Annotated in this window: 20 protein-coding genes; 10 read left to right on the forward strand and 10 right to left on the reverse strand. The window is 49.7% G+C overall.

Translation table 11 applies throughout. From position 1 onward, the window contains the following. Positions 1-92: 92 nt before the first annotated feature. Entirely contained in the window at positions 93-389 is a 297-nt protein-coding gene (locus ACTJJJ_RS23160; protein ID WP_019940524.1) for a co-chaperone GroES, read from the forward strand. Between the two features lie 56 nt (positions 390-445). Beyond that, a complete protein-coding gene (groL, locus tag ACTJJJ_RS23165; RefSeq protein WP_188936055.1) occupies positions 446-2,077 on the forward strand; it encodes a chaperonin GroEL in 1,632 nt (543 codons plus the stop codon). Positions 2,078-2,167: 90 nt separating this feature from the next. Here groL and ACTJJJ_RS23170 read toward each other — a convergent pair whose 3' ends face one another. Continuing rightward, positions 2,168-2,839, reverse strand: coding sequence for an ABC transporter ATP-binding protein (locus tag ACTJJJ_RS23170; protein ID WP_426291701.1), 672 nt, complete (start codon positions 2,837-2,839; stop codon positions 2,168-2,170). 85 nt (positions 2,840-2,924) lie between these two features. Between ACTJJJ_RS23170 and sucC the strand changes: the two genes are divergently transcribed. After that, entirely contained in the window at positions 2,925-4,148 is a 1,224-nt protein-coding gene (gene sucC / locus ACTJJJ_RS23175) for an ADP-forming succinate--CoA ligase subunit beta (protein WP_188936060.1), read from the forward strand. A 153-nt stretch (positions 4,149-4,301) separates the two neighbouring features. Here sucC and ACTJJJ_RS23180 read toward each other — a convergent pair whose 3' ends face one another. The 3 genes from ACTJJJ_RS23180 to ACTJJJ_RS23190 all read right to left on the reverse strand — a co-directional run bounded on the left by ACTJJJ_RS23180 (position 4,302) and on the right by ACTJJJ_RS23190 (position 7,829). Continuing rightward, positions 4,302-5,636, reverse strand: a complete 1,335-nt coding sequence (locus tag ACTJJJ_RS23180) for a GntP family permease (protein WP_440703160.1) — start codon at positions 5,634-5,636, stop codon at positions 4,302-4,304. 4 nt (positions 5,637-5,640) lie between these two features. Further along, on the reverse strand, positions 5,641-6,792 hold the full coding sequence (locus tag ACTJJJ_RS23185; protein WP_440703161.1) for an alpha/beta hydrolase family protein: 1,152 nt from the start codon (positions 6,790-6,792) through the stop codon (positions 5,641-5,643). Between the two features lie 140 nt (positions 6,793-6,932). Beyond that, positions 6,933-7,829, reverse strand: a complete 897-nt coding sequence (locus ACTJJJ_RS23190) for a diacylglycerol/lipid kinase family protein (RefSeq protein ID WP_426291705.1) — start codon at positions 7,827-7,829, stop codon at positions 6,933-6,935. Positions 7,830-7,874: 45 nt separating this feature from the next. On the opposite strand from ACTJJJ_RS23190, the gene ACTJJJ_RS23195 reads away from it, so the two are divergent. The 6 genes from ACTJJJ_RS23195 (at position 7,875) to ACTJJJ_RS23220 (ending at position 16,680) form a co-directional block, all read left to right on the forward strand. Further along, positions 7,875-8,912 (forward strand): App1 family protein, encoded by a 1,038-nt coding sequence (locus tag ACTJJJ_RS23195; RefSeq protein WP_440703162.1) that lies wholly within the window; start codon positions 7,875-7,877, stop codon positions 8,910-8,912. A gap of 95 nt (positions 8,913-9,007) precedes the next feature. Continuing rightward, positions 9,008-9,694, forward strand: a complete 687-nt coding sequence (locus ACTJJJ_RS23200) for a response regulator transcription factor (RefSeq protein ID WP_188936071.1) — start codon at positions 9,008-9,010, stop codon at positions 9,692-9,694. Between the two features lie 8 nt (positions 9,695-9,702). After that, entirely contained in the window at positions 9,703-11,070 is a 1,368-nt protein-coding gene (locus ACTJJJ_RS23205; RefSeq protein ID WP_440703163.1) for an ATP-binding protein, read from the forward strand. 105 nt (positions 11,071-11,175) lie between these two features. Continuing rightward, positions 11,176-12,423, forward strand: a complete 1,248-nt coding sequence (locus tag ACTJJJ_RS23210) for a TolC family protein (RefSeq protein ID WP_440703164.1) — start codon at positions 11,176-11,178, stop codon at positions 12,421-12,423. 54 nt (positions 12,424-12,477) lie between these two features. Next, positions 12,478-13,566, forward strand: coding sequence for an efflux RND transporter periplasmic adaptor subunit (locus tag ACTJJJ_RS23215; RefSeq protein WP_188936075.1), 1,089 nt, complete (start codon positions 12,478-12,480; stop codon positions 13,564-13,566). Positions 13,567-13,572: 6 nt separating this feature from the next. Beyond that, positions 13,573-16,680 carry an efflux RND transporter permease subunit gene (locus tag ACTJJJ_RS23220; RefSeq protein WP_188936076.1) on the forward strand — a complete coding sequence of 1,036 codons (3,108 nt, stop codon included), beginning with the start codon at positions 13,573-13,575 and terminating at the stop codon, positions 16,678-16,680. Positions 16,681-16,757: 77 nt separating this feature from the next. On the opposite strand, the gene ACTJJJ_RS23225 is transcribed toward ACTJJJ_RS23220, so the two are convergent. The 5 genes from ACTJJJ_RS23225 to ACTJJJ_RS23245 all read right to left on the reverse strand — a co-directional run bounded on the left by ACTJJJ_RS23225 (position 16,758) and on the right by ACTJJJ_RS23245 (position 22,819). Continuing rightward, on the reverse strand, positions 16,758-17,621 hold the full coding sequence (locus ACTJJJ_RS23225; protein ID WP_440703165.1) for a hypothetical protein: 864 nt from the start codon (positions 17,619-17,621) through the stop codon (positions 16,758-16,760). Between the two features lie 85 nt (positions 17,622-17,706). Next, the gene (locus tag ACTJJJ_RS23230) at positions 17,707-19,137 is read right to left on the reverse strand and encodes an ATP-binding protein (protein ID WP_440703166.1); all 1,431 of its coding nucleotides are present in this window, start codon (positions 19,135-19,137) and stop codon (positions 17,707-17,709) included. A 20-nt stretch (positions 19,138-19,157) separates the two neighbouring features. Continuing rightward, positions 19,158-20,618, reverse strand: a complete 1,461-nt coding sequence (locus tag ACTJJJ_RS23235) for a sigma-54-dependent transcriptional regulator (protein WP_440703167.1) — start codon at positions 20,616-20,618, stop codon at positions 19,158-19,160. A 29-nt stretch (positions 20,619-20,647) separates the two neighbouring features. Next, on the reverse strand, positions 20,648-22,090 hold the full coding sequence (gene rpoN, locus ACTJJJ_RS23240; RefSeq protein WP_188936083.1) for an RNA polymerase factor sigma-54: 1,443 nt from the start codon (positions 22,088-22,090) through the stop codon (positions 20,648-20,650). A gap of 462 nt (positions 22,091-22,552) precedes the next feature. Next, complete coding sequence (locus ACTJJJ_RS23245) at positions 22,553-22,819, reverse strand: YtxH domain-containing protein (RefSeq protein ID WP_188936085.1); 267 nt, start codon at positions 22,817-22,819, stop codon at positions 22,553-22,555. A gap of 208 nt (positions 22,820-23,027) precedes the next feature. Here ACTJJJ_RS23245 and ACTJJJ_RS23250 point away from each other — a divergent pair, with 208 nt between their 5' ends. Continuing rightward, entirely contained in the window at positions 23,028-23,405 is a 378-nt protein-coding gene (locus ACTJJJ_RS23250) for a response regulator (protein WP_188936087.1), read from the forward strand. A gap of 127 nt (positions 23,406-23,532) precedes the next feature. Here the strand turns inward: ACTJJJ_RS23250 and ACTJJJ_RS23255 are convergent, their stop codons facing one another. Further along, positions 23,533-25,809 (reverse strand): tetratricopeptide repeat protein, encoded by a 2,277-nt coding sequence (locus ACTJJJ_RS23255; protein ID WP_188936089.1) that lies wholly within the window; start codon positions 25,807-25,809, stop codon positions 23,533-23,535. Positions 25,810-25,872 lie beyond the last annotated feature (63 nt).

Raw genomic sequence — 25,872 nt, forward strand, 5'->3', positions numbered from 1 at the left:
AAAAATGTCAGAGCAAACAGGCTGGCACGAATTGTGCTAACGGGATGGAAGTCTAATCATTACTGACAATTAAAAATAAACGTTTAATATTTATGTCAACTTTAGCAGAAATACAAGTGAATGTACAACCGCTAGCTGACCGTGTTCTGATCGAACCAGCCCCAGCCGAAGAAAAAACAGCATTTGGTATCATTATCCCTGATACTGCAAAAGAAAAGCCACAACGCGGAACCGTTCTTGCAGTTGGCCCCGGTAAAAAAGATGAGCCGCTTACAGTAAAAGTTGGAGATACCGTATTGTACGGTAAGTACTCAGGTACTGAATTGGCGTATGAAGGAAAAGACGTCCTGATTATGCGCGAGTCGGATATCTATGCTATCATAGGTTAATCCAAATTACTCAGATTCAATAGTTTCTCTTAAAGTTTTTCAAATTCAAAACAATTATGTCTAAGAAAATATTTTTTGACACAGAAGCACGCGATAAGATCAAACGCGGTGTGGACACCCTGGCTGACGCCGTTAAAGTTACATTGGGACCCCGCGGTCGTAACGTTGTAATCGACAAGAAATTCGGTTCTCCAAGCATCACCAAAGATGGTGTTACTGTTGCCAAAGAAATCGATCTGAAAGATCCTATCGAAAACATGGGAGCTCAGTTGGTGAAAGAAGTAGCATCCAAAACTGCTGACTCAGCTGGTGATGGTACTACAACTGCTACCGTGCTTGCACAGGCGATCTACTCGATCGGTGTGAAAAACGTAGCCGCCGGTGCTAATCCGATGGACCTGAAACGCGGTATCGACAAAGCGGTTTCAGCGATCACTAGAGATCTGGAAGCTCAGAAAAAAAATATCTCTACCTCCAAAGAAATCGCTCAGGTTGCTACTATTTCTGCAAACCATGACGAGGAGATCGGTCAAATGATCGCTGAGGCAATGGAGAAAGTTGGTAAAGAAGGTGTGATCACCGTTGAAGAAGCACGCGGAACTGAAACAGAAGTTAAAACTGTGGAAGGTATGCAGTTCGACCGTGGTTACCTGTCTCCATACTTCGTAACCAACACCGAGAAAATGGAAGCCGAACTGGAGCGTCCGTTTATCCTCATCTCTGAGAAGAAAGTTTCTTCTATGAAAGAACTTCTTCCAGTATTGGAAGCAGTTGCACAAACCGGCCGTCCTTTGCTTATCCTTGCAGAAGATGTTGACGGAGAAGCACTTGCTACATTGGTAGTAAACAAAATCCGTGGTGCATTGAAAGTAGCTGCTGTTAAAGCGCCTGGTTTCGGTGACCGTCGTAAAGCAATGCTGGAAGATATCGCTATCATCACTGGCGGTACAGTTATCAGCGAAGAGCGTGGTTTCAAATTGGAAAACGCTACGCTTGACTACCTCGGTACTTGCGAAAAAGCGATTATCGACAAAGACAACACCACTTTGGTTAACGGTAGCGGTGCATCTGAAGATATTCAGGCACGTGTAAACCAGATCAAAGCGCAGATCGAAAACACTACATCTGATTACGATCGCGAAAAACTTCAGGAGCGTCTGGCGAAACTGTCAGGCGGTGTAGCGATCCTTTACATCGGTGCTGCTACTGAGGTTGAAATGAAAGAGAAAAAAGACCGCGTTGATGACGCCCTTCACGCAACACGTGCTGCGGTTGAAGAAGGTATCGTTGCAGGTGGTGGTGTAGCGTTCATTCGTGCAACAGCTGCTCTTGAAGGCGTTGTAGGCTTAAACGAAGACGAAAAGACCGGTATCAATATCATCCGTGTTGCTTTGGAAGCTCCGTTGAGAACTATCGTTTCCAACTCAGGCCAGGAGCCATCCGTAGTAGTTCAAAAGGTTAAGGAAGGAACTGGCGCTTACGGATACAACGCGAAAGATAATACCTACGGAGATCTTCTCGAAGCAGGTATCATCGATCCTAAGAAAGTATCCCGTTTGGCTCTTGAAAACGCGGCATCTATCGCGGGTCTGTTGCTTACAACAGAATGCGTTATCGCTGACGAACCAGAAGAAGCTCCTGCGGCAGGTGGCCACAGCCACGGCGGCGGAATGGGTGGCATGATGTAATCAGCCTCCGTTTCTTCGGAAAATATTAAAACCGGCTGTCAGGAAACTGGCAGCCGGTTTTTTGTTTAGCTAGTTAATATGAAAAGAAAGTTAAACTGAATGCTGGACCATCAAGCCATCCTGCATCACTAACCTCCTATCGGCCATTTCGGCCAGTTCTTCATTGTGTGTCACGATGATAAACGTCTGGCCCGTCTCATCGCGCAGTTTGAAAAACAGCTGGTGCAAATCCAATGCATTATGTGAATCCAGGTTACCGCTTGGTTCATCCGCTAACACGATGGCCGGCCGGTTCAGTAGTGCCCGCGCTACGGCCACGCGCTGCTGTTCACCGCCTGAAAGTTGGGAAGGCAAATGATCCATCCTACCGCCGAGACCGAGCAGTTCGAGCAGCTCTTTGGCGCGCGCCTGAATGTCCTTTTCATTGGCATTGCCATTGATATAACCCGGCATACACACGTTTTCCAATGCGGTGAACTCTGCAAGCAGGTTATGAAATTGGAAAATGAAGCCGATCTTCTCGTTACGGAATCGCGCGAGCTCTTTATCCTTTTGGGTAAAGACATTTATACCTTCGATAAATACCTCCCCCTGCTCCGGTCTGTCGAGCGTTCCGAGAATATGGAGAAAGGTACTTTTCCCCGCGCCCGACGGCCCTACAATGGCAACTACTTCCCCCTTTTTTACTTCCAGATCAATGCCTTTTAAAACCTGCAAGGAACCATAAGTACGCCTGATCCCACTCGCCCGAAGTAGCTCCATAATGAAAAGATAATTGCGCCGAAAACTCGCCCGTTTTGATTAATTCCTTAATTTGCCGTGAAAATACCAATTTACTTTTACACTCATGAATATTCACGAATATCAAGGCAAAAGCATTCTTAAAAAATACGGTGTGCGTATTCAGGAAGGCCTCGTAGCCGACACTCCGGATAAAGCTGTGGAGGTTGCACGTGAGCTCAGTCAGCAGACAGGCACCAAGTGGTATGTTGTAAAATCCCAGATCCACGCAGGTGGCCGCGGCAAGGGCCGTATCGTCGGCAGCGAACAGCGTGGTGTGGCATTGGCTAAGTCTGTTGAAGATGTCAGGACCATCTCTAACAATATCCTGGGAAAAGTATTGGTAACGCACCAAACCGGTGCAGAAGGCAAGCGAGTAAACAAGGTCCTGATTGCAGAAGACGTATACTACCCAGGGCCAAGCGAGCCGAAAGAATATTACCTGTCGATCCTTCTGGATCGCGGCAGAAACTGCAACGTGATCATGGCCAGCACCGAAGGCGGTATGGACATCGAAGAAGTGGCAGAACATACTCCTGAAAGAATTATCAAAGAATGGATCGATCCCAAAGTTGGATTGCAGCCTTTCCAGGCTCGTAAAGTGGCATTTGCCCTGGGTTTGGAAGGTGACGCGTTCAAGGAAATGGTGAAATTCATTTCTTCTCTTTATAAAGCATACGCGGAAAGCGATTCGTCCATGTTCGAAATCAACCCGGTTTTGAAAACATCCGACAATAAGATCCTCGCCGTGGACGCCAAGGTAGACCTGGACGACAACGCATTGTACCGTCACCCCGAACTGGCTGAAATGCGCGACACCAACGAAGAAGATCCATTGGAAGTAGAAGCGGGAGCCAACAACCTGAACTATGTAAAACTGGACGGAAACGTAGGTTGTATGGTAAACGGAGCCGGACTTGCAATGGCAACGATGGACCTGATCAAACTGTCGGGCGGTGAGCCTGCCAACTTCCTCGACGTTGGAGGTGGCGCGAACGCACGCACCGTAGAAGCTGGTTTCCGTATCATTCTCAAAGACCCGAACGTAAAAGCGATCCTGATCAACATCTTCGGCGGTATCGTTCGTTGCGACCGTGTTGCTGCGGGTGTAGTAGAAGCTTACAAAGCGATCGGCGAGATTCCAGTGCCTATCATCGTTCGTCTGCAAGGAACCAATGCAGAAGAAGGTGCACGCATCATCAACGAATCCGGTCTGAAAGTTTACTCTGCGATCGAGTTCAAAGAAGCAGCGGCGAAGGTTTCTGAAGTTCTGGCTGAGCTGGGCGTTTAGAAAACTGCCTTAGAGGCTGACATAATGTAAAAACGTTAATGTCACCCTGAGGGAAGTCGAAGGGAAATTGCGATAGCGCATTTCCCTTCGACTTCCCTCAGGGTGACATTCGTTTTATACTTGCATCACAACCTCCTGACAACACCTGACCTTTTAGCCAATTAGCAGGTACAACACCATCGTAGTCATAAAACTAACCACGCCCTGCAATCCCGTCAGAATGGTATGCGTACGGTAGGTGTCCTTCGCCGAAATGCCTGTAAACTGTGATACTACCCAGAACCAGGCGTCATTGGTATGTGAAACTATCATGGCTCCACTGCCTACTGCCATTACCACCAGGGTTATTTGAACGGGCGTTACAAAACCGAGGGTTGCCAGTAGCGGCGCCAGGATACTCGTCGTGAGCACCATAGCCGATGTGGTGGAGCCCTGGGCTGTTTTGAAAAAAACTGCAATCAGAAAGGCAATCACGAGCAGATAACCACCCGACATTTCATTGTGCAGCAGCCACTCACTGACCATCTCCTTCAAAGAAGTTTCCTTCAAAATCGCTCCAAATGCCCCTCCCGCGCCTACCAGCACGAGGGTGGTGCCGCAATGCTCAATACCGCTTTTGAAACAGGCCATCATGCGTTGCGACGCGTTTTCCGGAAAAAGGGAATAGCTGAAAAATATAGCCAGCAGGAATGACACCAGTGGACTGCCGAGAAAGCTTAGCCAACGTGTGAGATCTTCCGAAAAATGCAGGATCTTGGCAAAAGAAGCCAGGGTGATGAGTAAAATAGGCAGAACGATAGGCATGAATGCTTTCCAGGCCGGCGGCAGCAGCCGCTCTTCAATCACCTGTGGCTCTTCCACTGCCGCATCGTCAATCAGTTTTACATTCCTGGCATATTTACCTGCAAACCAGGTCGACAAGAATAGGCTGGGAATGGAAGCAACCAACCCGATTAATATTACCAGCCCAATCGAATCGGGGATACCGAGGTTGCCGGCAGCGGACAAAGGCCCCGGTGTGGGCGGTACGAGTGTGTGAGTCGCAAATAGGCCGCCGGATAGCGACAATGCAATGGTGGCAAGTGGCATCCCTGTTCTTTTGGCTACAATCTGGTTCAGTTTATGCAAAATAATAAACCCTGAATCACAGAATACCGGGATACCGACAATCCCGCCGATAACCGACATCGCAAACGCCGGGCGCTTCTCACCGAACAGCTTCAATATCACATCCGCAACCTTAATGGCGGCGCCCGATTTGTCGAGAATCGCCCCGATCACGCAGCCCAGAATCACCATTAGCCCGATTTTGGACATCAATTCTCCAAAACCTTTCCCGATCGTTTCGGCCAGCTTGTCCATGGGCAGCCCTGCAAAAACACCGACGCCAATGGCCGCGAGCAGCAACCCGATGAGCGGATGCATTTTTAATACCGTGGAACTGAGGACTATAAACGCAATAGCAGCCAGTACGATAATGAAGATCATGCGCTTACAAAAGTTTAAGCACCGCCTCGTCGCCCATTACCGCATTGGCCGGACGCGGATGGCCGGCATCGAAAACAGCCAGGTCTTTCTGTTCTAACACTTTGGCAGGTTCTTCATCGATTTGTCCGTCCTTGCCGGTCACTGCTTTGAGGTCCAGTTTCAGGTGCTTGGCCATGAATGCATACATCGCCTTGCGTTTCGATGGGCCGTAATCGTGCTTCTCGTTGGCCAGATGTACAGCTTCCAGGTTATCCTTTTTGTTGTACAAGGCATAAACCTTTTGCATGAATGGGTATTCCACTTCCCGCGTGTTCTTGGTCCAGTCGCCGCCGTCCGAAATCATGATCATAGGGCGCGGGGCGGTTAATGCAGCTATTTCTACATTATTGGTCTGATAGTCACCTTTTTTGTGGATAGGCAAGCCGCTTTCGCAGACACAGCCGCCGAAGAAATAGGCCGAAACCATCACCACCGGTACCGATACCTTCACGCGGTTATCCAATGCGGCGAGCAGGAACGTTTGCGTCCCTCCGCCCGATTCGCCCGTGCAGGCAACGCGGTTGGGGTCGACGCCCGGAATCGATAACAGGAAATCGAGTGAGCGGATGCTGTTAATGGTCTGCAATTTCAATGCTTTCGCCATTTTATGCTCGCATTGCTTCGCATCGCCCTGCCCTACCATGTCCCACACGAAGACGATCGCGCCCATACGTGCGAGCGTGGCGCAGCGCTTCTGCGTCTGCTCGCGGAAACGCCCGTGCGGGTTCTCGCCATGCCCGTGCGGCGCGAGGATGGCGGCGTAGGATTTCTGTTGTTTTAATGGTCTGTACAAATTACCCGTCACATAAATGCCCGGCATGCTTTCGAATGCTACATTTTCAATGGAGTATCCATCCATTTCTCTTTTGGAATGGATAATGGGCTTCGAGGCTGGCTTTTCAGGCAATGATTGCAAATCCATTCCATTGCGGATCTGCTGGCGAATCTGCGCCGCGCGGACTTCCCATTCTACTTTGGAAGCCGGAATATGTTTTTCGAGGAAAGCCTTGCCTTGTTCTTCGGTGAAATAGGCGCCCTGGCAGAGTTCGGCTTGCTGGGCGAAGCTCTGAAATGCGAGGCCAAGGAGGCCGAAAAGGATGGTATATGCGATTTTCATAGGAATGCCGGTTTGGTCAGAAAAGCGCAGGACCTCGGTGGGATACTGTTGGCAACCTAGGATTTTGACCGCGGACCACTGACGGCCGACCGCTGAATGCATAATTATGTGATCTGTCGTCCGCGGTCAGCCGCCGGCGGTCATTCTCCCTCCCGCAACCCTACCGGAATAGCGACCTTCACATATCCCTTCAAAATGACAGCCTCCAACTTTTCCACCAGGCCCTTATATTCTCCATCAATCTGGAAATGCGCAGACTTTTGAACACATTCGATCGTCGCTTTTTCCACCGAAATCACCTTCATGATCTCCGGGTTAAAGTCGGTGCTGCCAGCGAGGATTTTGGCTGTTTCAATGAAATCAAGCTTTTTGGCAATGACCAGCTCGAAGAACCCGTCGCACATATCCCCGATAGGATTGATACTCACGCCGGTACCGTATTTTTTGGCATTGGCTATAATGACGATCAATACCTCGGTTTCGAGCACTTCGTCGTCTGTGGTAATCTTTACGTCAAAGTTCTCGTGCTCGCTGAGTGTCCGCAGCATTTCGCGGGCGTAGCCCAGCTTACCGCGGGTGTCGCTGTCCTCGTAGTTTTTAACAAGCAATGCATTCAAACCAATATCAGCTAAATGCAGACTAATTTCGCCATTAATCGAAACGGCGTCGATAGCGGATACTTCGCCTTCGAACGCCACTTCCAATGCCTGATCAATGGAGCCCGACAATCCGAAATCGGCGGAAAGACCGTTGGCGGAACCGGCAGGGATAATGCAGAGAATGGCGTCCGTACCGTGTAATGCTTGCGCGACCATGGAAATCGTGCCATCCCCACCGGCTACCAGCACACGCTCCGGCCTGATATTTTCAACCATTTCCCTGATGGTCTGTTGATCGTCGTCGCCGGTGGTGGAGTAAATGCGCAGGTCGCAACCCTCGGCTTCCGATTTTTCAATAACCCTTTCAAAAATGACATCCTTGTTCACGTCTCCGGAAATGGGATTTACTACCAGCAAAACTTTCGGTTGTGAAGACATATTCGATAAATTAGGGACCTGATGTCGCAGAGGATAAAGATAGTTATGAAACGTTGTGACTTAAAACTATACCGTGGCTACGCCAATAAAAAGGAATTGACCGTATTTGGCCACGTGGTGAAAAAATACCCCTCCGGTGACCGGAAATATACCAGGCGTGGCTTTCGGTACGCAAAAACCATCATCGAGCTGTTCTCTATTAAAACCATTCCGTTTTTGAAGATCGTGCTGCATGTGGGTGAAAAGACCTTCGAAACGACTGCCGAGGCCGATGGCTATTTCCGTTTTCAGGTGCCTCTCAGCGATGAAATGCCCAGCGGCTGGCATACCTACCGTGTTACCCTGGACGACGAGATCAATGGCAAAAAGTACCATGCGGAACGTTCGGAAGAGTTTTTTCTGCCTTATAAAAGTTCCTACGGCGTCATTTCCGACATTGACGATACGTTCCTGATCTCGCACAGTCGCCGTTCGTTCAGGAAGTTATTTGTTCTGCTTTCCAAAAATGTACAAGCCCGAAAGCCATTTGATGATGTGGTAAAGCACTACCAGCTGCTTTCGTTCGCCAGCCGTGTTCACCCGCACAAAGACAACAATATCTTCTTTTACGTGTCAAGCAGTGAATGGAATTTGTACGACATGATCGTCCGGTTTGCCGAGTTGAACGGCCTGCCAAAAGCGGTTTTAAAGCTCAACAAAATCAAATCAGGACTCGACGATTTCGTGATGACCGGCAGTGGCTCACACGACCATAAGTTGCGAAAAATCCACAATATCATTGATTTCTATCCCGAATTGCAGTTTATTTTACTCGGTGACGATTCCCAAAAAGACCCTGAGATTTACGAGGAAATTTGCCGGACATTCCCCCAAAGCATCCGCGCGGTATACATGCGCCAGACGCGCAAACGGAGCAAGCCGCACACGGCCGCATTGCTGAAAAACATTCAGGATCTGGGAATAGACACCTGCTATTTCGCGCACAGCAACAAGGCGATCATCCATTCCCTCGACACCGGCATTGTTTTCCAGACGCCCACGGAGCCGGAGGTAAAGGAAATTGTGTCGAACGCCATTTCCTGACTTACTTTGCCGTTCCGGTAGGGATTATCTGCCGGCTGGTTTTGGCATATATCCGCCGTTTTGTAACTTGATCCCTCCCATTATTTGGAATAACCATGAAAAAAATCCTGATCGTTGAGGATGACCGCAGAATCGCTCAGAACATTTTCCGTGGATTGGCGGCGGAAAATTTCGAAGCGGAGATCGCCTATGACGGCATCACGGGCAAGCAGGTCGCCCTGGAAAAGAAATTCGACCTGGTGTTGCTCGACGTGAACCTGCCCGGAATGAAAGGCTATGACGTTTGCCAGCAGATCAGGATTTACAAGCCGTCGCTGCCCATTATTATGCTTACTGCTTTCGGCGAGATTGAAGACAGGGTGGAAGGGCTCAACAGCGGAGCTGACGATTACATTGTTAAGCCGTTCGATTTCAGGGAATTGCTGGCGCGTATCAATGCGGCATTACGGGTTTCCGATCTGTTGAACCCCGAGACTTCCGACAAAATCCTGCGCATTGCCGACCTGGAAATGAACCTGGGTACCAAGCAGGTAAAACGGGCGGGGAATGTAATAGACCTCACGGCCAAAGAGTTTGCATTGCTGGAATATTTCCTGCTGCACCGTGGGCGCGTAGTTTCGAAAATGGACCTTGCGGAGCACGTGTGGCATCTCAATTTTGACCCCGGAACGAATGTAGTGGAAGTGTATATCAATTACTTACGCAAAAAAGTAGATAGAGACTTCGCTACCAAGCTTATCCACACCCGGCCGGGCATGGGATATATTATGAAAGAAGAATAGGCCTCCATATGAAGATCAAAGACCGTATCGCCCTCCAATTCACGCTCCTGGTAGCGGGGGTGCTGCTGTTGTTTTCCATTGTCATTTACAGCGTTTCGGAACATTACCGCCAGGAGGAATTTTACGATCGACTACGGAGCCGCGCGCGTACGACGTGCCGTCTGCTCGTGAAAGTGAAAGGAATTGACAAAGACCTGCTCAAATCTATCGACCAGAACACGCTTTCGGAAATGCTCGATGAAAAGGTCTTGATTTTTGATTCGAAAAACGAGCTCACCTATTCCAGCGTCGACGACAAGCTGCTTACCTACCACACTTCACTACTCAATGAAGTGCGCGAAAAGCAATATATGGAGTTTCACCAGGGCGAAAACGAGGTAATCGGCCTGCTTTATCAGGAAGGCGACGATCCGCTCGTGGTACTAGCGTCGGCCTATGACACTTTCGGACATAGCAAGTTACAGAATTTGAAAAGCACACTCGGCTGGGGATTGCTGGCGGGCATCGCGGCCACGGTAGGGCTGGGGATTTACTTTGCCGGGAATGCATTGAAACCGATTAGCCGCATCAATGCCCAGGTATCACTCATTACCGCCCAGAATTTGTCCCAAAAGCTCGACGAAGGCAACCGGAAGGACGAGATAGCACAGTTGGCAATCAACTTCAACACAGTACTTTACAGATTAAATAAGGCATTTGAACAACAAAAAAGCTTTGTATCCCACGCCTCCCACGAGCTCCGAACCCCATTAGCGGCTTTGAAATCCGAAATCCAGCTCGGGCAGCGCTTCAACAAGGATAACCCTGAAATAGAAGAGGTTTTTGCAAATCTGTTCTCGGATACCGAACGGCTCATTAGCATTACCAATAACCTCCTGTTCCTGGCCCGCTCCTACGAGAATATGGGTAATATGAAAATGACGCATATCCATATCGAGGACCTCGCTTTTTTGGCCAAAGAAGAACTGCTCTCCTCCCACCCCGAATATACGATGGTGATTGATTATGAAACGATCCCCGAGAATGAGAACGAGACGGTCATTGAAGGCAACGAGGAGCTATTAAAGAGGGTTTTCACCAACCTGCTCGACAATGCATGCAAATATTCGTCCGATCACAGCGCGCAAATACTGATTTCTTCCAACCACAAATCCTGCGTAGTAAAAGTCCGCGATCGCGGCATAGGTATCAGCGGAGACGACCTTCCGCATATTTTCAACCCGTTTTTCAGGTCTACCAACGCTACTGAGCTACCTGGGTTCGGAATTGGGCTCTCCATTTGCCAGCGTATTGTGGAGCTGCATCACGGCACTATTTCCGTAAGGAGCGAACTCGGTAAGGGCAGCGAATTTCAGGTACGGCTGAACCATATTTGAGGCCCGCGGGGCGCGGCCCCCGGGGCATTCTAATTTTTTTCTAAGGTTATTTTAAGGCTGGTGTAATACCGGTGTCGGAATATCGCACATTCTAACACGGAAATTATGCGAATATACCTCACCGGGCTCCTTGTACTCCTAACAACTGCCTTACACGCACAGGACACACTGCGGCTCTCGATCCGGCAGGCCGACAGCCTGTTTTTGCAAAATAATCTTGAAGTCCTGGCCGAAAAGTACCAAATCGACATTGCAAAGTCGGTCGAGATACAGGACAAGCTCTGGAACAACCCGACATTCGGGGTCGAAATCAGCGCCTATAACCCCTCTCGCGGAGCGCTGGACGTGGGCAAAAATGGTCAGAAAGCATTCACCATCCAGCAGCTCATCACCCGGGCGGGCAAGCGCAACAAGCAGGTCGCGCTGGACGTGGAATCGACCCGCAAAACTGAATTCCAGTTTTACAACCTGATCCGCACATTGAAATTCGAGCTCCGGCAGATTTTCTTCGAATCGTATTATCTCGAACAGACCATTGCGCTCTACGACAACCAGATCTCGACGCTCAGGACGACCGTTACCGCGTTTGACAGAGAGTATAACCGCAAGAATATCTCTCTGAAAGAGGTCGTTCGCCTGAAAGCACTCCTTTTCGAACTGACCAACGAGCGGGCCAATATCCTTTTTGAATTACAGGAAAACCAGCGCGACCTCCGCACGCTGCTGAGTACCGAACAACCTATCAAATCACTGGTCGATAGCACAGAAATCCAGCGCTATCACCTCGACCGCTACAACATCGCCTCATTAAAAGAAAAGGCATTGCAAAGCCGTGCCGACCTGAAAGTGGCGCAATCGGAGACGAAACAGGCAGAATTAAACTACACATTGCAAAAAGCATTGGCAAAACCTGATATCCAGGTGGGTGCCGTGTACGACCAGGCGAGCAACTACGTCAATAATTACTTCGGCTTGAATGCTTCCATTGCGCTGCCGTTCTTCAACCGCAACCAGGGTAATATCCGCGCAGCCAGAAGCAGCATCAGCTATTACAAAACGGCCGAGAATGCGAAGCAAAATACGGTGAGCAACGAGGTCGACGCGGCCGTTCAGAAAGTTGGTATTGCAGACAAGGCTTTCCAGAGTGTGGAGGGCCAGTTTACCGACCAGTTCCAGCTTCTGAACAACGGTATTTACGACAACTTCCAAAAGCGGAACATCTCTCTGCTCGAATTCATCGACTTTATCGAAACCTACAACGAGAGTATCAAGGAGTATAACCGCCTCCAAGCCGACCGTATCAAAGTATATGAAGAACTCAACTACGTCGTCGGGGAAGAGCTATTCAACTAACCCATTCAAACTGAACACAACTTATTCACGGCATTGCCATTAATGCACTTTCCAATGAAAAATTCACTGTATATCGTCGTCCTGGCCGTTGTTGGCGTGTGGCTGACTTCCTGCGAGCAAAAAAAGGCAGAAAACGACGAGTCGAAGGCGTTTATGCTTTCGGACACCATGATGAGCCGCATTAAAATCGACACCGTGCGCACCGAGTCGGTACGCAACGAACTTACGCTTGTAGGCAAGGTCGTACCGGACGAAAACCAGGTTATTAAAGTATATCCGCTGGTGGGCGGTAATGTGGAAGAAGTGGATGTGGAACTGGGTGACAACGTCCGCAAGGGACAGAAACTGGCGACGATCCGCTCGGGAGAAGTGGCAGATTTCGAGCGCCAGATGATCCAGGCGCAATCCGATCTGCTCATTGCGCAGAAAAACCTGTCGTCGACCGAAGATCTTTTCGAAAGCAAGCTCGTGCCGGAGCGTGATGTGATTTCCGCACGTCAGATCGTAGACAAAGCGCAGGCCGAACTGAACAGGGTTAAGGAAGTCTTCTCTATCTATGGTTTAGGTAAATCCACCAACTACACCGTAAAATCGCCGATCAATGGCTTTATCATCGACAAAAATGTGAACCGGGGAATGCAGCTGCGCTCGGATAACTCGGAGAGCCTGTTTACCGTAGGCCAGATCGCCGATGTATGGGTGATGGCGAATGTAAATGAAAGCGACATCCCGCGCGTGACGCTGGGGATGCCCGCGGAAGTACGCACGATCAGCTTTTCCGACGAGGTCTTCAAAGGGAAAGTCGACAAGATTTATAATGTCCTCGATCCTGAAACCAAGGCGATGAAAATTCGCATTCAGTTACAGAATGTCGGTTTCAAACTCAAACCCGAAATGCACGCCACGGTTACCCTCAACTTCGAGGAAGGCGACAAAATGCAGGCAATCCCATCGCAGGCCGTCATTTTCGACCGCAGCAAGAACTGGGTAATGGTTTACCACAGCCGCACAAAAATCGAAACACGCCCGGTAGAAGTGTACCGCTCCCTCGCCAACACCACCTACGTCAGCGAAGGCCTCAAACCCGGCGAGACCATTATTTCAAAAAATCAACTCCTCGTTTACGACGCGCTTAACGACTAATATCCCATGAACAAATTCATCCGGGGGATCGTCGGGTTTTCTTTGAAAAACCGGTTCTTCATATTCTTCATGACAGGCCTGCTGATCATTTCGGGCATTGTCAGCTACCAGAACACGCCGCTCGAAGCGTTTCCGGACGTCACCAATACGCAGATCATCATCGTAACCCAATGGAACGGGCGCAGCGCGGAGGAGATCGAGCGCTTTGTAACGGTCCCTATCGAGGTCGCCATGAATTCCGTGCAGCAGAAAACCAATGTACGGAGCACCACGATGTTCGGTTTGAGCATTGTCAAAATCATTTTTGATGATAATGTAGAAGATTTTTTTGCCCGCCAACAGGTTAATAACCAGCTGCGCACGGTCTCGCTCCCCGATGGCGTAGAGCCCGACGTGCAACCCCCTTACGGCCCTACCGGCGAAGTTTTCCGGTTCACATTACAAAGCAAGGACCGCGACAGCCGTGAGCTACTCACCTTGCACAAATGGGTGATCGACCGGCAGCTTAGGAGCGTTCCGGGTGTGGCCGATGTGGTTGCATTCGGTGGTCGCGACAAGATTTACGAGGTGCAGGTAAATCCTACCAAGCTCGTCAAATACAACATTACACCTCTGGAAGTGTATCAGGCCGTTACAAAGAGCAATATCAACGTCGGCGGCGATGTGATCGAGAAAAACGGGCAGGCCTATGTGGTGCGGGGGATCGGGTTGCTGAACTCCATTCCCGACATTCAGAATATCATTGTAGAGTACGTGAAGGACAACCCGGTACTCGTGAAAGACGTGGCCGATGTGCGCGAGTCGGACATGCCGCGTGTGGGGCAGGTTGGGCTTGACGGTAATGACGACGTCGTGGAAGGCATCGTAGTACAGCGCAAGGGCGAAAATCCGAGCGAGGTACTGGCGCGGGTGAAGGACAAAATTGAAGAATTGAATACCAAAATACTCCCGCCCGATGTCAAAATGGTCACGTTTTACGACCGCGATAACCTGATCGATTTTTGCGCACACACCGTGAAACACAACCTTGTGGAAGGGATCGTGCTCGTAACCGTGATTGTGTTCCTCTTTATGGCCGACTGGCGCACGACGGTCATCGTGTCGATCATCATTCCCCTCGCGCTGCTGTTCGCGTTTATGTGTTTAAAATTGAAGGGCATGTCGGCCAACCTGCTGTCGATGGGGGCGATAGACTTCGGGATCATCATCGACGGCGCCGTGGTGATGGTGGAAGGTATATTTGTGGCGCTCGACCACCTCGCGCACAGGAACGGCATGGACAGGTTCAACAAACTCTCGAAACTCGGCCTGATCAAACGTACCGGCGGCGAGCTGGGTAAAGCCATTTTCTTTTCCAAACTGATCATTATAACCGCATTGATCCCCATTTTCAGTTTCCAGAAAGTGGAAGGTAAAATGTTCACACCGCTGGCCTACACGCTGGGTTTTGCATTGCTCGGCGCATTACTGTACACCCTCACCCTCGTGCCGGTGCTATGTTCTATTCTGCTGAAAAAGAATGTGCGTGAGAAGAGCAATCCGGTGGTGCGCTTCTTCGACAATACCGTGACCAGGGGTTTTGAATGGTGCTATGCCCGTAAAAAGCTGAGTGTCATCTTCGCATTTGCATTCCTAGGCGCAACGCTCTTTTCGGCTAGATTCCTCGGTACCGAGTTCCTGCCTACGCTTAATGAAGGCGCGTTGTGGGTGGAAGCCAAAATGCCGATGAGCAGCTCGCTGGCCGAAACTACCAAAATGGTGACGACGCTTCGCGCCAAACTGAATGAATTTCCGGAAGTAAACGGGGTATTATCCCAAACTGGCCGCTCCAACGACGGTACCGACCCCTCAGGCTTCTATTATGTGCAAATGCAGGTGAATTTGAAACCGAAGGATGAATGGAAGCGCAAAATCAGCCAGGATGACCTGATCGAGGAAATGGACACAAAACTGAAACAATTCCAGGGAATCAACTACAACTATTCGCAGCCCATTATCGACAACGTGGCGGAGGCCGTGGCGGGAATGAATGCGAGTAATGCGGTGAAAATTTACGGAGACGACCTCGAAACATTGAATAACAAGGCCAACCAGGTGCTGGAAGCGATCAAGGACGTGCCGGGTATCAAAGACGTAGGTATTTTACGGAATATCGGCCAGCCGGAGATCAGCGTGATCCTGCACGACCATAAAATGGCGCAATACGGTGTAAGCATCGCCGACGCACAAGCCGTAATCGAAATGGCGATAGGCGGTAAAACGGCGTCTATCCTCTACGAAGGCGAGCGGAAGTTCGATATCCGGCTGCGATACGAGCAACAATACCGCCGCACCGTCGACGACATTCAGCAACTGATGGTACCCACGCTTACAGGCGGCAAGATTCCTTTGAAAGAAATCTCGACGATTCGCACTGTGACCGGGCCGGCATTTGTGTACCGCGACAACAACAAACGCTTTATCGGTGTGAAATTCTCCGTCCGCGAGCGTGACCTCGGCAGCACCATTGCAGAAGCGCAGTCGAAAGTCAAACCATTGCTTTCTTCTTTGCCAAAAGGTTATTCGGTAAGCTGGTCGGGAGAGTTCGAGAACCAGGTGCGGGCAACGGCGCGTTTGGGACAAGTAGTGCCTATCAGCCTGATCGGGATATTCATCTTGCTTTTCATCATGTTCAGCAACGCAAAAGATGCCGGGCTGGTGTTAATCAACGTACCCTTCGCGCTGATCGGCGGTATCCTCGCGCTCCACGTCACACACATGAACTTCGGTATTTCCGCGGGTGTGGGTTTCATAGCACTTTTCGGCCTGTGCGTGCAGAACGGCGTGATATTGATTTCGGTCTTCAACAAAAACCTGGCTGCGAGGATGACGCTGGATGAGGCGATACGGCAGGGGGTGAAATCCCGCATCAGGCCCGTGATCATGACGGCGCTGATGGCCGCTATCGGGTTGTTACCGGCCGCGGTTTCAACCGGCATTGGTTCTGAAACGCAAAAGCCACTGGCTATTGTCGTAATCGGCGGCCTGATCACCGCCACGGTGCTCACGCTATTGATATTCCCGATCATTTACGGCTTCTTCAACCGGAAGGTCAAAGTTTCTAAGTATGCTTGATTTCCGTAGTCATGCAGAGCGGAGTCGAAGCATCACGCAAGATGATACTTCGACTCCGTTCAGCATGACACCTCATTTTATATTTTGCCGCTGCTATGATTCAGCTTAGAGAAGTCGTATTGAATATGAAACACATAGCGAAGCGAAATGCCGAAATTCCAGCCGGAGCCGTCGCCTTCGATCCGCGCTCGTTCCGTTTCCACACCATTGACCTTGTAGACCAGATCGGTTGTTAGCGAATTACCCATACCCCACTGCTTGCGGGCAAAAAGCGACATGTCAATCGATTTGGCAACTTTGACCACATATTCTGCCGACGCTTCCACAAGGCCTGTCATGGATTTGGCAATGTGTGTATCGCTCGACAAGAACAAAGTATCGACGCCCAGCCGCCGCCCCTTCTCCCGGTAACCCGAAAACTCCATATAATCCTTCGACCTCCCCGAATTAGGCACCAGTCCCGCACCCGCCCCAATCCAGAATGCCGATTTACGGACGGAAGGTCTACCAAAAAGCAGCCGCATTTTCCCGCGGAGGATCAGGCTATTCTTGTCGTTTTCCATCTGGTATTTCAGCGGATTATCGCCATAAATCATCAGCACATTATGGATTGCCGAGCGATCATATGCCAATTCGACATTCCATTGCTCTTTAAAAACCCACCCGGCAGCAACACCCCATGCCGATACCGTGGGCGACTCGGTGCCTATCAGTTCATCGAAATCGTTATCGATCGTATTCCTGTCGTTTCGTACAAAGCCGCTCACACCCACATACCAGCGGTCATGGATTCTCACATCGCCGAACTTTTTCAACAACGATTCGGCATTGTACGGCTTTTCGCCAATGGGCCTGGTGTAGATTTTCCGGTAGTAATCCGCGTCCTGTGCCCGGACGTGCAGGAAAATGGTTAAGAAGAGGATCGTAAAAATGGGTTTCATAGAAGTGCGTCGGTTTTTTCTCCCCTTACGCGTGTCCCCAACCGATCGTTGCATCAAAAAAGCCGACTGGTGCAGTCGGCTGTAATTATTTGGCAGTCTGGAAACTAATGGTGAAAGTAGTGCCCAGCCCCAGCTCCGATTGTACCTCGATGCGCCCGTGATGCGCATGAATAATGCTCATGGTCGTTGATAAACCGATACCCATTCCATTGTTTTTACCGGTGAAATAAGGCTCGAAGATCTTGTCCATATGCTCCTCGCTGATTCCCGAGCCATTATCCGCAAACAGGACCTCGATGTGGTCGCTGTGGTTTCGGGTCGTGATCCGCAGCACGCCCTTATCCTCTTCCATGGCCTCGATAGCGTTGGTAATGAGGTTCAGAAATGCCATTTGCAGCGACACACGGTCGAGCGGGAATGCGAGCTCTTCATCGGCAAACTCGTTCACGATCTGGATCCTTTTGAGCTGCACGCGGTCGAGCGCAGCGCTGATCGCCTGACTGAGCACCGCGTGTACCGAGCTTTCCACCAGCTCAATATCCTCCGACCCAGACGGTTGCAGCAACTGTGTAATAAGGTCGTTGATACGGGTGCAGTTGCGCTTGATGATTTGGGTGTAAAACTTGTGGTCTTCGTCGGCCAGCTCCATTTCCAGCTGCTCGGCCGAGAGGTTCACGTTTGTGAGCGGGTTGCGTACCTCGTGCGCAAGCATACGTACGAGGCGCCCAGTAACTGCCATTTGCTCGGAAAATAATCTTTCTTTTTCCGATTGCTTCCGCGCGGTCATATCATGCAGGCGCCCCTGGATATACGGATGGTTGTCATCTACTTCTACCGAAGCCGAAAACAGGCAGTATTTTTTATCGTTGTCTTTTGCCAGAAGGCGGACCTCGTGGTCGTGAATGGGGTGATCGGCAATCTCTTTCCAGCGCGTCGAGAACAAGGGATCTTCTACCAGCTCGGTGATCTTTTTCTCTTTCAACTGGTCGTCTGAATACCCCGTCAGGATACTCGCCGCTTCATTGAAGTCGATGATATTGCCGTCAAGGTCACTGATAAACAGAAAATCATTCGATTCTTCAAAAACCCGGCGGTAGCGTCGCTCGCTGTGGCGTAGTGCTTTCAAAACGGACGTCCGCTCCAATGCATACCGGATGCTTCGTTCCAGTTTTTCGGCATCCAGCTCGCTTTTGATGAGGTAGTCGGCGGCTCCGAGGCGTAAAGCCTCGACTGCGATCTTGGTATCGCCCTTGCCCGTCAGCAGGATAATCGGCTCCTCACATTCGAAATTGCACGCGAGCTCGATCAGGTCTATCCCGGTACTTTCGCCGAGCAGGTAATCGAACAGGTAAAGGTCGTATTTATTGTTTTTGATCTGCGCCTCCGCGTCCCTGAAAGTGGCGCACCAGGTGATATCGAATTTCCAGTTGACCAGGTCCTGAAAATATTCGCGGGTCAGGAAATAATCATCCTCGTCATCGTCCACCAACAATACCCTGATCAGTCTATTACTCATTCCGCAATGCTATTCCTCTTTCAGATATCAAATTGTTTCATTTTGTTATAAAGCGTCTTGCGGTCGATGTTCAGCAAACGCGCCGCCTTACTTTTATTGAAATTGACATCCCGCAGCACCTGCATGATCATGTCATATTCTGCCTCATTGGCAACCGTTTTCAGGCTCGGCTTAGTATCATCTCCGTCGGCATTGTCCGACAATTGTGATATTCCGGAACTTGCAGCCGGTGTCGGCTCGTCGTCCAGGTCTTTCAGCCGTTTATAATTAACGATCTCGAACGGCAGTGCTTTTTCCTCGATCAGTTCGCCGTCGGAAAGCAGTGTGGCTCGCTTGATCACGTTTTTTAGCTCGCGAAGGTTACCCGGCCACGAGTAGTTGAGAAAATCGTTTTTAACCTCCTCCGAAAATCCTTTCACATTCTTGCCCAACTCCACATTGGTTGTTTCCAGAAACGAACCGGCAAAAAGCATCATATCTTCTCTGCGGTTACGTAATGCGGGGACTTCGATCGTGAACTCGTTGAAACGGTAGTAAAGATCTTCCCTGAACTTGCCGCTACGCGCCGAATCCAGCAGCCGTTCGTTACTTGCGACGAGAATCCGCACATCCAGATCGATCTCTTTCGATCCGCCGATGCGGCGCATTTTGCGCTCCTGCACGACGCGCAGCAACGCAACCTGTATTTCGTAGGAAAGATTGGATACCTCGTCCAGGAACAGCGTACCACCGTTCGCCAACTCGAAATGCCCGATTTTGGTCTGTAATGCACCTGTAAAGGAACCTTTTTCATGCCCGAACAACTCACTGCCCGCCAATTCTTTGGAAATAGCACCGCAGTCCATCGCTACAAAAGGCATGTCCTTACGCCTCGACCGGTTATGAATTTCCTGCGCGATCGCCTCTTTTCCGGAACCGCTTTCGCCGTAAATAATCACACTGAAATTGGTAGGAGCTACGAGGTCTACCTGCTTGAAAAGGTTGTCCGAAACCTCGCCATTGCCCATAACATAGCCCGCCTTGGTCCGTAAACTACTCTTGCGGGCTGGTTTGACCGGGTCGGCGGTGCCGTCCGATGACGCCGGGGCAACATATTGCTGATCCTCATTTTGCGATGCTTCGGCATCGGCAATGGCCTTCTTTACGGTAACCAGGATTTCGTCTGGGAACAAGGGTTTGGTAATGTAGTCGTATGCGCCCAGCTTCATCACATTCACCGCAACTTTGATATCTGAATAACCGGTGATGATCAGTACGGGAACGTTGGGTCTTTTGGATTTAATGGTCGTCAATAACTCGGTACCAGTAATATCACCCAGCCTGAAATCGGTCATGACCAGGTCCGGAGAAATGGATTCTATCAAAGCGAGGCCATCTTTACCGTTCTGGGCTGTTTCAACTATAAAATCATTTTTTGATAAAAAACGCTTCAAAAGGAAGCAAATATCCGCTTCATCATCAACAACAACTATTTTTTTCATGCCTGTTATAAGGGCTTAACTTAGTTTGCTTAAATAGTAACTCTCAACCTCGCGGTGGGTATATTCAACTGCTCGCGGTATTTGGCTACCGTTCTTCTGGCAACAGAATAACCTTTCTCTGCAAGCATATCCGTAATTTGTTGGTCATTATAAGGGTGGCGTTTGTCCTCGTCGATTACAATCTCGCGGATCGCTTCCTGAATCTCCCGGTTCGAAACCTCCGTCCCGTCTTCATTTGTCACACCTTCCGTAAAGAGATCTTTCAATAACACGATCCCGAACGGTGTCTGCACATATTTGTTTGTGGTAACTCTGGATACGGTAGAAATATCCATATCGATGATTTCCGCCACATCTTTCAGGATCATCGGGCGCAATTTCTTGATATCGCCCGTCTGAAAATAATCATATTGGAGCCTTACAATTGCTTTCAGCGTGTTCAGCATTGTATTTTCACGTTGCTTGATGGCATCGATAAACCACTTAGCCGAGTTCATTTTGTTTTTGAGGAACTGGTTGGTGGCCTTATCCTGCTTTTGCTCCGCCATTTGGGTAAATACCTTGTTCAGCTTCAAGGCCGGGCTGTTTCCCCACGTCAGCTGCACTTCGATTTCGCCGTCTTCGGTGTACCAAAGCATAAAATCGGGCTTGATGCTTTCATTGACAATGGAGTCATTCCGCAGGCCCGACGCCGGTTTCGGATTGAGAGTGGTGATTAGCTGGATGGCTTTTTTCAGCGACTCCTCGTCCAGGCCGGTAATCCGCATGATTTTATCGTAATTGCGCGATCCGAGCTCGTCGAATGCATCCGTCACGATCTTATAGGCCCATTTCCAAGTGTCGTTCTGATTTTCCATGCGGTTCAGCTGGATAAACAGGCATTCCCGCAAATCGCTGGCTGCAATTCCCGGCGGATCGAGCTGTTGGATGATTTTCAGCATTGTGTTCACTTCCTCGGTATCGATAAACATGCTGTTAGCAAATGAAATATCGTCCGCAATCACGTCACTCTCCCTTCTGAGGAACCCATCTTCATCGAGTGAGTCGAGGATGAAGTCGGCGATCAGTTGCTGACGTTCATCCAGTTGCAGAAAGTGTACCTGCTGTTTGAGATCATCTCTGAACGAGATCGTCTCCACCATCGGTCGGGTATATAGTTCGTTGTCCGCCGATTGGTTGTTTGCATACGTTTTATAGTCCGGAATATCATCGTCCCGGAACTCGTCCCAGTCGTAGTAGTCTTGTACAGAATTGTCTTCTCCGCCCGATAAATTGTCTGCGTCATCGAATTCTTCGGGCGCTTCATCCGACGCACTCTCCTCCTTCCCTTCTTCCAGTATAGGATTCTCTTCGAGTTCTTCCTTAATTCTTTGTTCAAGCTCCATTGTAGTCAGGTGCAGTAAATTCAGCATCTGAATTTGCAAGGGAGAGTATTTTAAAGTCTGTCTCTGCGTCTGCGTCTGTCTTTGCATATAGCAACTAAGGGTAAAATTTACATTCTCTTGGTGCTTTAAATTTACGATTCTTTATCCAATCTTGACCCAACAAAGAGGTGCGTTACCGAAGATTGCGTAGTTATTTCCACATACTGAGTATTATAATTCAGAATGTAGAGCGAATCCCCATTTAAAAACGCGCCTGCGGTTACCCCGGCTGACTTTTGCCCGGCTGTCGAACCCGCGGCTTCGGGCGGGGAATCTGAACTCTCCTTCCGCATCCTCCCGTTCTATCTGACTGACAATCAAATATATCGTAACTTTCAAAGGGCTTCCCGCCTCCATTTCCCGATAGTCCCATGTTGATCACGCGGCATGGGGCTTGTCGAAACAACACTATACGAAAAGCAAAACCCTTGCCTACCCCTAAACGTCGGAACCCTCCGGCAAGGAGGGTTCCATATCTGATGTACGTGATGTCTAAGGTTTCCTACGCGATCACGGGGTGGAGCCTGCATACTCGCCGGCTTTTTCAACGGCCTCGTTGGCGTAAGCCTCCCCATCCTTTTTAAGCTGGCCCGCCGCATCTGCTACCTGGTTTTTGCTTTTCTCCAAAGCAGCGATCAGGTCGCCTGCCAGGCTATTCGTTTTCTTTTTAAGTTTCCTGATTGTCTTTCTGCTTTCCTCCGGTGCGAGCAACAAGCCTATTACCGCTCCTGCCACCGCCGCTGTCACCAGCCCTAAAATGATTTTGTTCGTCGACATAACACACTCGGTTTTAATGTGGATCATTTTGTTTCATTCAAAAACGCGGAAAATCTTGTACCAACCAACACCCCTTCCCGCAGCCGCCATATGGCAGGATTATTGCCTAATCCCCCCAAAGGTTAGCTTGTAATCCAACGCTCCACGAATGGCGCCGGAAAACACCTCCACTATCGATGGCTGAAATTATTACTTCTCACACAATGCTATGAAAATTGTTATTATAGAAGATGAACGGGATTTGGGAGTGTTGATGCGCAATTTTCTAATAAGGCAACTGAATATTAAAACACCCGAGGGATTGGTCCTGGTGGTCGCTTCATTATCCGAGGGACTGGATTGCGTCAGGGATCAGAGTCCCGATTGGGTATTCATAGACAACAACTTACCTGATGGAAAAGGCGTGGAGGCAATCAGGCAAATACGCGAGGCCCACCCGGCCAAACGCGCGAAAGTGGTCATGATGAGTGCCATGACTAACCTTAAAGAAGAGGCTTTCCGAAACGGTGCCGACTTTTTCCTCGACAAACCGATAAGCTTTGTAGAAGTCAAGAATATCTTCACAAAACACGCAAACGAACTCTGAGCTTACCAACCACCGGCATCGCTTCCAAATAGTGGAAAAATTTACATCAATTGGGGATTATCTTCGATTGGTCGTGGAAAATATTACTCAAAAAGGCCATTCCGGGCTGTTTAATCGCAGTTAACTTCTAAAACAGCACAGGACATTTTGTCCCGGACCGCGCCCTGCTTCCGGGCATCTTTACTTTCTGGCTACGATACCGCGCGTGCTTTTTCTTTTCGGGACTAGTCTTCTTTTTCTCGTAAGGAACGAGTTTTAAATCGTATTCAGGGATAAAATAGTCTTCCTTATACTCAGCTACCGGCAATGGCATGTAGTGGCGGCCCGGAAAAGTCAGTACATCGTATTCGTAGTCGTAGAGGTAGATGGTTACGAAACCATCGCGGCTGTACTTGATTCCAATATCTGAAAACGGGCTGTCCTCGTCCGCCGAAGCCACCAGCCGCATCATCTCCTTTTGTTTGCCTTTCACCAGAACCGTCATATTGTACTGGAAAACGCGATGCAGCGAGTCGATCTGGATGGCGACGCCGAGGTAATACTTTGCGTCTTTAAGCCGCTCCTGGCCCGCATACATAACTGCCGTATTGTTCAATGCACTTTTGTCCTGGTAAGTCTGGTAACTCAGCTTTGCGTCGTCGAACCGCTCCATATACCGGTACACATTTCCCTGGTTCACGTTATAAAACTTCCGGCCGGGTGCAGCTGCCATCGCGAGCTTGAAATCCTCGAAAGCGCCGTTATACCGGGCATTGGCCTCGTTCACCTGGTGCTTCTGGTCGTGCCGGTTACCAATGTAAGCCTGTACGATCCCGTGGTTGTTGTGCAGGAACGGCAGCTCCGGCTTCTCGCGCACAAGACTGTCAAAAACGGCCATCGACTTATCCAGCTGGTCATTTTCCAGCAGTGCGATTCCCCACCCGTTCTGGGCGTTGACATTCGAGGGATTGAGCGAAACCGCTTTTTTGAAAACCTGATAACCCTTTTTATACATATCAAAATGCAGCAGCAGGTTTCCGTAGTTACTCCACATAAGGTCGTACCCCTGCTCATACTGGAGTGCTTTGGCCAGATATTGCCCCGCCTCCGAATACCGCTTCTGATCGATCATAATGCCGCTCATCCCCGCCAATGCTTCGTACCGTATCGGGTCGAGCTTGATTGCCTTCTGAAAATCTTCCTGTGCCAGGGCGCTCTTTTTCAGGTAGTATTCTGAAAAAGCCTTGGTCACAAAAAGGTCGGCAAAGAACTTGTTATCCTCGTTCAATGCCTTCTCGCCCTTCTTGAAATCTTTCAGTGCGAGGTCATATTTCTTTTGGCCATAGTTGGCAACTGCCCTTCCGAGGTAAGCTGGCAAATACGTTGAATCTTTTTTGATAACCCTGTCAAAAAGGGTGAATGCAGTCTGGTACTCATGCTTGCTAAGATGGGTATTCGCGATTCCGGATTGCAATGCGGGTGTTTCGCGTTTTAAAGTCGATGCAAGTTTGTAATACCGTTGCGCCTCACCGATCTGGTGCAGCCCGTAGCACGAATGTGCCATTCCCAGGTAAGCATCGCCGCGAAAGGTACGGTCGTCGGTTTCGAGGTATTTTTCAAAAACAGCCTTGGCCATCCCGAACTGGTTGAGCGAAAGCAGCGCATTCGCGTAGCGTATCTGCGCCTTCAGGTGCGTGCGTGCTACCTTCTCGAAATCCTTCACTGCCCGCTTTTCATTGCCGGTGCGCATTAGGATATCGCCGCGTTGCAGCCGGTAAGCCATCTCATCCTTCTGGCGAATCGCGGTAGTCAGTTCATCCACGGCTTCCTCCATACGTCCGCTGTACTTATGTACCATCCCGACGTTGAAATTCCATTTTCCGCCGGTGTTTTTCGCCGAATTATCACTCGCGAAGCTGGTCGCTTCCTGATACTTTTTCTGCTTCCCCAGCGCCACCAAAGTATTCAGCGTCGCCTCGGAACCACCGGGTGAATCGGCAAAATCGTTGCGTGCAGCATCGAATTTGCCCGATAGCAACGCAAAAAGTCCACGGTTATAATGCATATGCGGGTCACCCTCGGCGAGATCGAGCGCTTCCATGATGTGCAATGCCTTTTGGTAATTCCCTGAAAGCGCGAGGATCACGGCCTCGTTGTTCATGCGCTGAACCGAATCCGAAGGTTGGAAGGCCAGCTTGTGGTAGGCCGCATAGGCTACCTGCAAATTGCGGACGCCACGCTGGTATTCCTCGCCGCGCAATAATGCAGGATTATTCTCTTCGAATGATTTATTAAAAAGGGGTAGAAGTTCTTTTACAAATCGTTGGCACTCACTAAAATCCTGGGCTGAGAGCTGCCGAGGTGCTAACACCATCAACATCAGCAACATACCTGTCATCACAAGTAAGTGAATTTTCTGTACCATAGGGGGTGCTTAATGGCTCAAAAGCTACTAACCTACAAGTATTCTCGGAAAATTACAATTATT

Origin of the sequence: Dyadobacter sp. 22481 (assembly GCF_052044875.1) — a bacterium.
GTDB classification, from domain to species: domain Bacteria; phylum Bacteroidota; class Bacteroidia; order Cytophagales; family Spirosomataceae; genus Dyadobacter; species Dyadobacter endophyticus.